The sequence below is a fragment of the Bacteroides sp. GM023 genome (assembly GCF_014750685.1).
Classification (GTDB): domain Bacteria; phylum Bacteroidota; class Bacteroidia; order Bacteroidales; family Bacteroidaceae; genus Bacteroides.
Genome location: NZ_JAAXGE010000003.1, coordinates 366,468 through 378,836, shown reverse-complemented (window position 1 = coordinate 378,836; position 12,369 = coordinate 366,468). Strand labels below are relative to the sequence as shown.

At 44.3% G+C, this 12,369-nt stretch carries 8 protein-coding genes; 6 read left to right on the top strand and 2 right to left on the bottom strand.

The annotated features are described in order from the left end of the window. The first annotated feature begins 24 nt into the window (after positions 1-24). The 4 genes from HC965_RS08130 to hcp all read left to right on the top strand — a co-directional run bounded on the left by HC965_RS08130 (position 25) and on the right by hcp (position 5,144). Positions 25-1,380: a sigma-54 dependent transcriptional regulator gene (locus HC965_RS08130; protein WP_191031024.1), complete on the top strand. Its 1,356-nt coding sequence runs from the start codon at positions 25-27 to the stop codon at positions 1,378-1,380. Further along, positions 1,377-2,690 (top strand): PAS domain-containing sensor histidine kinase, encoded by a 1,314-nt coding sequence (locus HC965_RS08125; protein ID WP_191031023.1) that lies wholly within the window; start codon positions 1,377-1,379, stop codon positions 2,688-2,690. Before HC965_RS08130 ends, HC965_RS08125 begins: the two co-directional genes overlap by 4 nt. 12 nt (positions 2,691-2,702) lie before the next feature. Next, positions 2,703-3,371: a Crp/Fnr family transcriptional regulator gene (locus tag HC965_RS08120; RefSeq protein ID WP_191031022.1), complete on the top strand. Its 669-nt coding sequence runs from the start codon at positions 2,703-2,705 to the stop codon at positions 3,369-3,371. Positions 3,372-3,512: 141 nt separating this feature from the next. Then, on the top strand, positions 3,513-5,144 hold the full coding sequence (gene hcp, locus HC965_RS08115) for a hydroxylamine reductase (protein WP_191031021.1): 1,632 nt from the start codon (positions 3,513-3,515) through the stop codon (positions 5,142-5,144). A 150-nt stretch (positions 5,145-5,294) separates the two neighbouring features. Here hcp and HC965_RS08110 read toward each other — a convergent pair whose 3' ends face one another. Then, positions 5,295-6,479 (bottom strand): uracil-xanthine permease family protein, encoded by a 1,185-nt coding sequence (locus HC965_RS08110; RefSeq protein ID WP_191031020.1) that lies wholly within the window; start codon positions 6,477-6,479, stop codon positions 5,295-5,297. Between the two features lie 166 nt (positions 6,480-6,645). On the opposite strand from HC965_RS08110, the gene HC965_RS08105 reads away from it, so the two are divergent. Together HC965_RS08105 and HC965_RS08100 are read left to right on the top strand one after the other, a co-directional pair. Next, positions 6,646-8,112, top strand: a complete 1,467-nt coding sequence (locus tag HC965_RS08105; RefSeq protein WP_191031019.1) for a potassium/proton antiporter — start codon at positions 6,646-6,648, stop codon at positions 8,110-8,112. Positions 8,113-8,393: 281 nt separating this feature from the next. Then, the gene (locus tag HC965_RS08100) at positions 8,394-10,058 is read left to right on the top strand and encodes a long-chain fatty acid--CoA ligase (RefSeq protein ID WP_191031018.1); all 1,665 of its coding nucleotides are present in this window, start codon (positions 8,394-8,396) and stop codon (positions 10,056-10,058) included. Positions 10,059-10,335: 277 nt separating this feature from the next. Here HC965_RS08100 and HC965_RS08095 read toward each other — a convergent pair whose 3' ends face one another. Then, the gene (locus HC965_RS08095) at positions 10,336-12,345 is read right to left on the bottom strand and encodes a glycoside hydrolase family 97 protein (RefSeq protein WP_191031017.1); all 2,010 of its coding nucleotides are present in this window, start codon (positions 12,343-12,345) and stop codon (positions 10,336-10,338) included. Positions 12,346-12,369 lie beyond the last annotated feature (24 nt).

The window sequence follows — 12,369 nt, the reverse complement described above, 5'->3', positions numbered from 1 at the left end:
TGCGCATTACAAACTTACACAAGAATGGGTAAATCAGGAACAATCATCATTGTAGACGATAATAAAGGGGTGCTGACTGCAGTACAAATCCTTTTAAAAAGTTATTTCTCAAAAGTCGTTACACTCTCCTCGCCCGTCACGCTGACAAGCGTCATTCGGGAAGAGATGCCTGAAGTAATATTGCTGGATATGAATTTTACATCGGGCATTAATACCGGTAATGAGGGATTGTTTTGGTTGCAAGAAATAAAGAAAGTACGTCCGGGGCTGCCGGTCGTACTTTTTACGGCTTATGCGGATATTGAACTGGCTATCCGGGGGATAAAGGAAGGGGCTAACGACTTTATCGTGAAGCCCTGGGATAACCAAAAGCTAGTGGCAACCCTGCAAGCCGCATCCTCATCTACATCTACATCTACATCTCAAGAAAAGAAATCGAACACTAAAGAAGAACCGATTCACCCGGCTATGTACTGGGGAGAAAGCAAAGTGATGCGCCAACTCCACACGCTGATTGAAAAGGTGGCCGCTACCGATGCCAATATCCTGATAACCGGTGAAAACGGAACGGGAAAGGAGATGCTGGCACGGGAGATTCATTCTCTCTCCCATCGGAAACATCAGGAAATGATTGCTGTTGATATGGGAACTATCACGGAATCTTTATTCGAGAGCGAGCTTTTCGGACACGTGAAAGGGTCTTTTACGGATGCGCATACCGACCGTGCAGGTAAGTTCGAATCTGCCGATAAAAGCACCTTGTTTTTGGATGAAATAGGAAACCTGCCTTATCATCTGCAAGCCAAACTACTGACTGTCATTCAACGCCGAAGCATTGTGCGTGTAGGAAGCAACACTCCCATTCCCATTGATATCCGGCTGATATGCGCAACGAACCGGAATCTGCAAGAGATGGTGGGGAAAGAAGAATTCCGGGAAGATTTGCTGTATCGAATCAATACCATTCATGTGGAAATACCGCCTTTGCGGGAACGGAAAGAGGATATTATTCCACTTGCGGAAAGGTTTATCGTACGGTTCTACAAGCAATATGACAAGGCTGTGATGGAATTTACGCCCGAAGCAAAAGAGAAACTGACAGCGCACCCCTGGTATGGAAATATCCGCGAACTGGAACACGTGATTGAAAAGGCTATCATCATCAATGACAGCCCGTTGATTCCTGCCGAGCTGTTTCAATTATCCGTTCCACGTACGGCAGGGATTCAGGAGAAAAGTATTTCTACACTGGAAGAGATGGAGATACAGATGATACGGAAAGCCCTGGACGCCTGTGCAGGAAATCTATCGGCAGTTGCCTGCCAACTGGGAATAACGAGGCAGACTCTTTATAACAAGATGAAAAAGTTCGGATTATGAGAAAGTTTTTCCGGCAACTTAGTTACCGATATTGGTTCAGAATAGTACTGACTATCTGCGCTTGTTTGCTGACTGCCTGGTTTGGCTTTCAGAAGGAATATATAGGATTCGGCATCTGCGCCATTTTGCTAATCCTAAGCGTCATATGGCAAGTGCGGCTATACCGCCATCATATCAAGCAAGTACTTTTCATGATTGATGCTTTGGAGAATAATGACACTGCTTTTCGTTTTCCCGAAGAGGACGGAACAACAGAGAGCAGGCAAATTAATGTAGCACTCAACCGGGTGGGACATATCTTATATAATGTAAAGTCGGAAACGGCACAACAGGAAAAATACTACGAACTGATTTTGGACTTTGTCAGCACCGGATTGTTGGTGCTTAATGACAACGGGGCAGTCTATCAGAAGAACAAAGAAGCTCTGCGGCTTATAGGATTGAATATATTCACGCACGTTCGCCAGTTAAGCAAAGTAGATACTGAATTGATGAACAAGATGGAAAATTGCCGTCCCGGAGATAAGCTGCAAGTAACTTTCCATAATGAACGGGGAACGGTCAACCTGTCTATACGCGTATCTGAAATCAATGTGCGCAAAGAACATCTGCGCATCCTGGCTCTGAATGACATTAATACCGAACTTGACGAAAAGGAAATAGATTCATGGATTCGCCTGACGCGTGTACTTACGCATGAGATTATGAATTCGGTCACTCCCATCACTTCCCTTTGCGACACGCTTCTTTCCATGTCGGAGGGCAAGGACGAAGAAATCAGTCACGGATTGCAGACTATCAGTGCTACGGGAAAAGGGTTGCTCTCCTTTGTAGAATCTTACCGGCAATTCACACGCATACCGGCTCCCGAACCTTCTTTATTCTATGTAAAGGCATTTATAGAAAGAATGGTCGAACTGGCTCGCCATCAGAATCCGTGTGATAATATCCTCTTCCATACGGAGATTTCTCCTGCGGACTTAATTCTATATGCAGATGAGAATTTGGTTTCGCAAGTGGTTATCAATCTCCTGAAGAATGCCATTCAAGCTATCGGTAGCCAACCGGATGGAAGAATTGAGATTCAGGCTTATTGCAATGACGCGGAAGAAATACTGATTGAAATAAAAAACAACGGCCCTGAAATCCCGTTAGAGATAGCGGAGCATATATTCATTCCTTTCTTTACCACCAAGGAAGGGGGTAGCGGAATCGGATTAAGTATCTCCCGTCAGATTATGCGCCTTTCGGGCGGAAGCCTTACGCTACTGCCGGATAAGGAAACCAAGTTTATTTTAAAATTCAAATAACCAACACTCATTATGATACCTACACTCATCAATAATCCGTTATTTCGCGGTATTACTCCTGAAAGGCTTTCCGCTGATTTGGAAGCTATCAACTTCCATACCCGCTCTTATAAGAAAGGGGAAATTCTTGCCCGCCAGGGAGATGTGTGCAACCGTCTTGTGATTCTGACAAAAGGCAGTGTGCGTGGAGAAATGATTGACTATTCGGGACGTCTTATCAAAGTGGAAGATATAGCTGCGCCAAGGGCTCTTGCTCCCTTGTTCCTCTTTGGAGAAGAGAATCGCTTTCCGGTAGAAGTGACTGCCAACGAACCGACGGAAGTTATCGAACTTCCCAAATCGAGCGTCTTGACGCTGTTTCGTAAGAACGAGCAGTTTTTGGAAAACTATATGAATCTTTCCGCCAATTATGCACGGACGTTATCGGATAAGCTGTTCTTTATGTCCTTCAAAACGATTCGGCAGAAACTGGCTTCTTATCTGCTCCGGCTGCATAAACAGCAGCAACAATTACATATCACTCTCGACCGTTCGCAACAGGAATTGAGTGATTATTTTGGAGTTTCCCGCCCTTCTTTGGCACGCGAACTGGCTCATATGCAGGAAGATGGTTTACTGATAGCCGACCGGAAGCATATCACGATTCTCCAAAAAGAATCGCTTATCCGACTCATTCAATAATGAAATTCGGGTAATTAATAGAAAATCCGGAGAATTAATGAAAAAATATTCACTCTTGTAACATTGGTTACAGAATTACGTTCAACCTTTCCTCTACTTTTGCGTTTAATAAACTATAAGACTAATTAAAACGTAAAAGTTATGAGTATGTTCTGTTATCAATGTCAAGAGACTGCAATGGGTACAGGTTGTACCCTGAAAGGAGTATGCGGTAAAACATCCGAAGTGGCTAATCTGCAAGACTTGTTACTCTTTGTAGTACGGGGAATTGCTGTCTACAACGAGCACCTGCGCAAAGAGGGACATCCTTCTGAAGCCGCAGACAAATTTATCTACGATGCCCTGTTTATCACCATTACCAACGCCAACTTTGACAAGGATGCCATCACCCGGAAAATCAAAGAAGGACTGAAACTGAAAAAAGAACTCGGCAGTAAGGTAACGATTGAAAATGCTCCCGACGAATGTCTTTGGGATGGCAATGAAGATGAATTTGAAGAGAAATCCAAGACGGTAGGCGTACTTCGTACCCCGAACGAAGATATCCGTTCGCTGAAAGAACTGGTACACTACGGACTGAAAGGAATGGCGGCTTATGTAGAGCATGCCAACAACCTGGGTTACCAGTCACCGGAAATCTTTGCCTTTATGCAACACGCATTGGCTGAATTAACCCGTAATGATATTACCGTAGAAGAGTTGGTACAACTGACTTTGGAAACAGGGAAACATGGCGTATCCGCTATGGCACTACTGGACAAAGCGAATACAAGCAGTTACGGAAATCCCGAAATCACCGAAGTAAATATCGGCGTCCGCAACAATCCGGGTATTCTTATCAGCGGACACGACCTGAAAGACCTCGAAGAACTGTTGGAACAAACCGAAGGTACAGGAGTAGATGTATATACCCACAGCGAAATGCTTCCCGCACATTACTATCCGCAATTGAAGAAATACAAACACCTGGCAGGAAACTATGGAAATGCCTGGTGGAAGCAGAAAGAAGAATTTGAAAGTTTCAACGGCCCTGTCTTGTTTACCAGTAACTGTATCGTTCCTCCGCGTGCGAATGCTACTTACAAAGACCGTATTTATATCACAGGAGCCTGCGGACTGGAAGGCGCACATTATATCCCTGAACGGAAAGACGGAAAGCCGAAAGACTTCTCCGCACTGATTGCCCATGCCAAGCAATGCCAGCCACCCGTAGCTATCGAGAACGGAACACTTATCGGTGGATTCGCCCATGCACAGGTGACAGCGCTGGCTGATAAAGTAGTGGATGCTGTCAAGAGTGGAGCTATCCGCAAGTTCTTTGTCATGGCAGGATGCGACGGACGTATGAAAAGCCGTGAGTATTATACGGAATTTGCGCAGAAGCTACCGAAGGATACCGTTATCCTGACTGCCGGTTGTGCTAAATACCGGTACAATAAATTAGCTTTGGGTGATATTAACGGGATTCCCCGCGTACTGGATGCAGGACAATGTAACGACAGTTATTCATTGGCGGTTATCGCACTGAAACTGAAAGAAATCTTCGGTTTGGACGACGTCAATAAACTGCCTATTGTTTACAATATTGCCTGGTACGAGCAGAAAGCGGTTATCGTATTGTTAGCTCTATTGGCATTAGGTGTGAAGAATATCCACTTAGGCCCTACTCTCCCCGCCTTCCTGTCACCGAATGTAAAGAATGTATTGATTGAGCAATTCGGTATCGGTGGTATCAGTACTGTGGACGAAGACATAATGAAATTCTTGTCATAAACCTTTATAAATAAAAATCACCTGCGCTACAGCTATTCTGAATTGCACTCCTAAAGTTTGGTATTCAACTTTTGGGGTGCAGTTCAATCTGTAGCGTGGGTGATTCTTTTAGAAAAAGGATTGATTCTTGTAGAAAAGGAGTTGATTCTATCAATCGTTTTTCGGCAATATCAGATTCAGAAGTACTCCTACCAAGGCCGCCAGCCCGATGCCCGAGAGTGAAAAATCACCCCAGGTAAAAGCAGCGCCACCGATGCCGACAGTCAGTGTCAAAGATACGATGATAATATTCCGTGTACGGCTCAAGTCAATGCAGTTATTTACCAAATTGGCAATTCCCGCACAAGCAATCGTTCCAAAAAGAAGGAGCATGATTCCACCTAATACCGCACTTGGAATAGATTTCAAGAGTGCACTGATTTTACCTATCACGGAGAATAAGATAGCAGAAATAGCGGCAATCCGTATGACTTGCGGATTTGTGATTTTCGTTAATGACATGGCACCTGTCACTTCCGAATAAGTAGTGACCGGCGGGCCACCTACCAATCCCGCAAAGCAGCAGGCAAGTCCATCTCCTAATAAAGTACGATGCAGACCCGGGTCTTTCACAAAGTCCTTGCCCGTGACGGTATTCACCACATACACATCTCCGATATGTTCTATCACCGGAGCAATCGCAACCGGAATCATAAACAAGACAGGTTCCCAGGAGAATTTAGGAAAGACGAACTGCGGAAGTCCAATCCAGGCAGCATCCCTGACACCTGACAAATCCAAATCATAAAAAAGCCACGCAGCTACATAGCCGACTATAATTCCACAAAAGATAGGAATCAGCTTCAAAAGTCCTTTCGCCTTCATGGAAACGACAACCGCAGTAACCAGTGACAGCAGAGCCAATACCCAGTTCTCCTTTGCCATCTGCACTCCGGTTCCCGCCAATGACAGACCGATGAGTATAATAACAGGGCCTATGACAACAGGCGGAAAAAGACGCTCAATCACTCTTACTCCCTGCCATTTGACGAGCGCACTCATCAGGAAATAGACTAATGCCACTCCAACCATTCCGGACAGCGCGCCGGGCAGTCCATACAGTTCCGTCGCTTTGATAATGGGTGCTATAAAGGCAAAACTACTCCCTAAGAAGATAGGAACCTTTCCCCGGGTGACGGCATGAAAGATGAGTGTACCAATGCCTGCTGTGAACAGAGCTGTCGAAGGGTCGAGCCCCACCAATAACGGCACGAGTACCGTAGCGCCAAAAGCTACAAACAAAAATTGTACTCCCACCACCCCTTTCTTCAAAGGTGTTAGATTATTTGAATCCATAAGTATAATGTAGATAATTGAGTGCAAAATTAGTATTTTTAGACAATTTAACTACCTTTTTTCACAAAATTACATCCAAAAGGGGGTTTTATTTGTTGTTAAATATGTGTAACTTCGCACAGTGAAAACCAATACGACATTTTTATAACTTTATAATATATTGCCTATGATATTTACAGCAGAAAACACTTTACTTATCGGTTCTATCTTACTTTTCGTCAGCATAGTCGTTGGAAAGACCGGATACCGCTTTGGAGTACCCACGTTATTACTGTTCCTTGTAGTGGGAATGATATTCGGAAGCGACGGTTTCGGACTCCAGTTCCATAATGCCAAAGAGGCGCAGTTCATCGGTATGGTCGCCTTGAGTATCATCCTTTTCTCGGGTGGTATGGACACGAAATTCAGAGAAATAAAACCTATATTAGGTCCCGGTATCGTGCTTTCCACTGTCGGAGTGTTACTAACAGCCCTTTTCACCGGTCTCTTTATTTGGTGGTTATCCGGCATGAGTTGGACAAATATTTATTTACCTATCACTACTTCCCTGCTATTGGCAGCTACTATGTCATCTACCGACTCAGCTTCAGTGTTCGCCATTCTTCGTTCACAAAAGATGAATTTAAAGCACAATCTCCGCCCCATGCTGGAGTTGGAAAGTGGAAGTAATGACCCGATGGCTTATATGCTTACCATCGTCCTGATACAGTTTATCCAATCGGCAGGCATGGGAGTCGGTGCTATCGCAATGTCGTTCATCATTCAGTTTATCGTAGGTGCCGCTGCCGGATATTTACTCGGCAAACTGGCCATCCGCATGTTGAATAAGCTTAATATTGACAATCAGGCATTATACCCTATCTTGTTACTGGCTTTTGTTTTCTTTACTTTCTCCATCACCGACTTACTGAAAGGTAATGGGTATCTGGCAGTATATATCGCTGGTATAATGGTAGGAAACAACAAAATCATGCATCGTAAGGAAATCTATACATTTATGGACGGACTGACCTGGTTGTTCCAAATCATTATGTTCCTCTGCCTGGGATTACTTGTCAATCCTCACGAAATGTTGGAAGTAGCTGTTGTTGCCTTGCTGATTGGCGTATTTATGATTGTTATCGGTCGTCCGTTAAGCGTATTCCTCTGCTTGCTCCCGTTCCGGAAAATAACGATGAAATCACGTTTCTTCGTGTCCTGGGTAGGATTGCGCGGAGCGGTTCCTATTATCTTCGCCACTTATCCGGTGGTTGCAGGAGTCGAAGGTTCGAATATTATCTTTAATATTGTGTTCTTCATTACCATTGTCTCACTGGTCGTGCAGGGTACTACCATTTCTTTTGTGGCACGTCTACTGCATCTCTCCGAACCTTTGGAAAAAACAGGCAATGACTTTGGTGTCGAACTCCCGGAAGAAATAGACTCCGACCTCAGCGACATGACAATCACCCGCGAAATGCTGGAAGAAGCGGATACATTGAAAGATATGAATCTTCCCAAAGGCACACTGGTAATGATTGTGAAACGTGGAGATGAGTTCCTGATTCCCAACGGAACATTGAAGCTGCACGAGGGGGACAAACTATTGCTCATTTCCGAGAAATCCAAAGAGGAAGAAATGGAATCCACCTAACATCTGAAAAGAAATCCTTTATACAAAAACTTATTCGTCTCCATGCGTGAAATCTTTCGTCCTCACACGACGCTCATTTCGTCTTCACGCATGGAGACGAAACGTTTCAGATATACCCACCCATTAGTTTTAAGGAAGAAACGGGAAAAACCCGCCGGCAGGCCGAAAGAAATTGTTCGTTCATCCTCCGTTAATTAACCGTAAAACTTGAATTTAAAATTCGGTTTACACATATGAAGTATTAATTTTGCGCAGTTTTAAACTAAATGTGCAAGAATCGAATGGAACAAGAACATCAGTTCATTGATTATATTGAGCAAAGTATTATCAAAAACTGGGACAAAGATGCCTTAACTGACTATAAAGGAATCACCCTTCAATATAAAGACGTAGCGCGTAAAATCGCTAAATTTCACATCGTACTGGAAAGCGCCGGAATTAAGCCGGGAGATAAAATAGCAGTCTGCGGACGCAACAGTGCCCACTGGGCAGTTACTTTCTTAGCCACTATTACTTACGGAGCCGTTATCGTGCCTATCCTGCATGAGTTCAAGGCGGACAACATTCATAATATCGTCAATCACTCCGAAGCCAAACTACTTTTCGTGGGCGACCAGGCTTGGGAAAATCTGAATGAGGATGCCATGCCTTTACTGGAAGGTATCGCTTCACTGACCGACTTTTCCGCCTTAGTATCGCGGAACGAGAAACTCACTTATGCCTTCGAACATCGGAACGCTATATATGGCCAGCAATATCCCAAGAATTTCCGCCCTGAACATATCTGTTACCGGAAAGACAGACCGGAAGAGTTGGCAATTATCAACTATACTTCAGGCACTACGGGATATTCAAAAGGAGTCATGCTCCCCTACCGCAGCATTTGGTCGAACGTGGCATATTGCTTCGAAATGCTTCCGCTTAAACCGGGGGACAATATTGTTTCCATGCTTCCTATGGGACACGTATTCGGTATGGTGTACGACTTTCTGTACGGATTCTCGGCAGGTGCGCATATCTACTTCCTGACACGTATGCCGTCTCCGAAAATCATTTCCCAGTCTTTCTCGGAAATCAAACCAAGAGTAATTTCTTGTGTGCCTTTGATTGTAGAAAAAATTATCAAGAAGGATATTCTGCCTAAAGTGGACAACAAGATTGGTAAACTATTACTCAAAGTGCCTATTGTCAATGATAAGATTAAGTCTTCGGCACGTCAGGCGGCTATGGAAATATTCGGTGGTAACTTTGATGAAATCATTATCGGCGGCGCTCCTTTCAATGCCGAAGTGGAAGCTTTCCTTAAAAAGATAGGATTCCCCTATACTATTGCTTACGGCATGACCGAATGTGGCCCGATTATCTGCTCCAGCCGTTGGGAAACGTTGAAACTGGCTTCCTGCGGAAAAGCAACGACACGCATGGAAGTAAAAATTGACTCACCGGACCCCAAAACCCATGCCGGAGAAATCATTTGCAGAGGAACCAATATGATGTTGGGATACTACAAAAATCCCGAAGCTACCGCACAAATCATAGATGTGCACGGCTGGCTGCATACGGGCGACCTCGGAACAATGGATGAAGAAGGATACGTAACGGTTCGTGGCCGTAGCAAAAACCTGCTTCTTACTTCGAGCGGACAGAATATCTATCCCGAAGAGATTGAAAGCAAATTGAACAACCTGCCGTATGTATCGGAATCAATCATCGTCTTACAGCATGAGAAACTGGTAGCTCTTATCTATCCTGATTTTGATGATGCTTTTGCTCATGGATTGCAGCAAACGGATATTCAGAAAGTGATGGAACAGAACCGTATCGAACTGAATCAGCAGCTTCCCAACTATTCTCAAATAAGCAAGATTAAAATCCATTTTGAGGAATTTGAAAAGACTGCGAAGAAATCGATCAAACGCTTTATGTATCAGGAAGCGAAAGGATAATCCAATCGTAGAAAACGATAAGATATAAAACAAAAGAGAGTATGTCTAAACTCTCATAAACTAAAATCTCCCTTGCTATAGCTATCTGTAACAAGGGAGATTTCATTAAAAGGGGAGCTTTGACACATCCCCTTTCTCTAACCTCTTAACCAACTTTATTTATACCTATTTATTTTCCTGACAATCTTCTTTATTTCCCAACAATCTTCTTACCTCAAAAGACTAAACCTATTGTCTCTACTATTGTTAACCTAATCTATTTTCAATTGATTCTTCGCTAAAGCGGCATGAACGAAACAGCCTGTCCACCGCCGGCAGCCATCCGTACAGTCAATGTGTTTTCGGAAGTCACCGTTTGCTCTGTTATCTGATAATCCGTAGGATTCGTTTTCCAATCCGCTTTTTCTCCATCAGCATAGATGATAGCTTTATACTGCTTGCCCGGTTCCAGGAAATCCAATTTTATCTCCAGTGTACGCGGTTTCTCGTCGGTAGCTGCTCCTAAGAAATAATTGCCTTTTGCTTTACGCACGACTGCTACGAACTCTCCCGGCTCTCCTGCCAATGCTTTCGATTCGTCACAATCCGGATTAAAATCACGGAAGAACTGGAAAGCAGGATGTCCTTCGTAATGTTCTATCATGTCAGAAGCCATTTGCAGAGGAGAATACAGAATTACCCAGTTAGCGAGCTGTTTTGCCAATGTTGTATTCACACGGCTGTTTCCCTTATCCTGGTCGTTCCATTTCTGACGACGGGGAGAATCTTTTGTCTGCAAGAACAGAATGTCAAAAGTTCCCGGAGTGTAATCCATCGGGCCGGACAATAGACGGGTAAACGGCAACATCACATGATGGGAAGGCGGATTTCCTTCGCTCCATGCATTCCATTCCATCCCCCTCGCACCCTCGCGAGTCATCATATTAGGCCATGTACGGCGGATTCCGGTATCTTTAATCGGTTCGTGTGCATCGAGCGTCATTTTGTGGCGGGCAGCCGTTTCTACAACTTTCTGATAGTGATTGACCCCATACTGTCCATGATGTGAAAGTCCGTCCGGGAAAGCTCCTGCATAACCGGTTTTCAGAATATAAATGCCGTGGTCGGTGTACCATTGCATCGCATGGTCCATTTGACGCTCATAGTTAGGGATATTTCCACCTGTCTCATGGTGACCGATGATTTTAATGCCTTTCTCTTTGGCATAACGGACTATTTCGTCAATATCAAAATCGGCATAAGGCTTCGTAAAGTCAAAGTTCTGCATACCGCCCCAACTTTCCCAGCCTTCGTTCCAGCCTTCAAACAAGACGCCTTCTATATTATTGGCGGCTGCAAAGTCGATATATTTTTTAGCATTGACCGTAGTGGCTCCGTGACGTTCGTCCATCTTCCAGGTTTCTACGCCGAGATGCATTCCCCACCAGACTCCGACATACTTCAACGGACGAATCCAGTCGGTAGCTTCCAGTACACAAGGATCATTCAGATTCAGAATCAATGAAGAATTGATAAGTCCGACAGCTTCGGGAGCAATCTGAATGGTGCGCCATGAAGTGGTAAAGTGATTGCCTTTGCGCACCTTGATGCCATCGGGCCACGGGGTAAGCTCTGCTTTCAATGTATAGTTACCTGCCTGCTTCAGAGTCATTTCGGAGAAGTCATACAAAGCCGCTTCATGGATGCTTCCATACACGCCGTCTGCCGTTTTGAAAGTAAAGGGAGTATTGGCTGTTTCAACCTCAGAGATAGGTTGCTGCTTATATAGTAACTCGTAAGTTTCCGCACTGGCAGGAATCGACCATGAAGTGCCGTCCTGACGGAAACGGAAGGTAGTCAGTTCATCCGTTATCATCAATGAATCCACCGTGGGGACATTGTATTCATAGCGGAACCCTACTCCATCATCGAATACACGGAAACGGAGTGTTAGTTCCACTTGATTCCCGTTAGTCAGGTTGACTGCCATTTCATTGTAATGGTTGCGGTTGGTTTTATTCTCGCCCCAGGGTTGTGTCCAAGTCTCATCCTTGCTGGTAAAAGTTGTATTCTTTATTTGGAATCCTTCTCCCAAGACAACGCCGTTGCCTTCCGTGAACCCCATTGCCGAATTTTCAATTAATAAGGAATCACCTACTGAAACATTGTAAAGTGGTTTGCCGTTTTCATCTACTGTAAAAGACATTTTAATATGACCGTCCGGTGATTTGACTTCTGTTTTCGGACTGCTACACGCATAACATCCCAGCATACACAGAAAAGCTCCGACGAAATAATTTATTTTCATAGCATATTCTTGTTTATATATAGT

Bases quoted from the DNA above. Each gene is read 5' to 3' on its own strand.
- HC965_RS08130 (WP_191031024.1), top strand. From the start codon at position 25: ATGGGTAAATCAGGAACAATCATCATTGTAGACGATAATAAAGGGGTG.
- HC965_RS08125 (WP_191031023.1), top strand. From the start codon at position 1,377: ATGAGAAAGTTTTTCCGGCAACTTAGTTACCGATATTGGTTCAGAATA.
- HC965_RS08120 (WP_191031022.1), top strand. From the start codon at position 2,703: ATGATACCTACACTCATCAATAATCCGTTATTTCGCGGTATTACTCCT.
- hcp (WP_191031021.1), top strand. From the start codon at position 3,513: ATGAGTATGTTCTGTTATCAATGTCAAGAGACTGCAATGGGTACAGGT.
- HC965_RS08110 (WP_191031020.1), bottom strand. From the start codon at position 6,479: ATGGATTCAAATAATCTAACACCTTTGAAGAAAGGGGTGGTGGGAGTA.
- HC965_RS08105 (WP_191031019.1), top strand. From the start codon at position 6,646: ATGATATTTACAGCAGAAAACACTTTACTTATCGGTTCTATCTTACTT.
- HC965_RS08100 (WP_191031018.1), top strand. From the start codon at position 8,394: ATGGAACAAGAACATCAGTTCATTGATTATATTGAGCAAAGTATTATC.
- HC965_RS08095 (WP_191031017.1), bottom strand. From the start codon at position 12,345: ATGAAAATAAATTATTTCGTCGGAGCTTTTCTGTGTATGCTGGGATGT.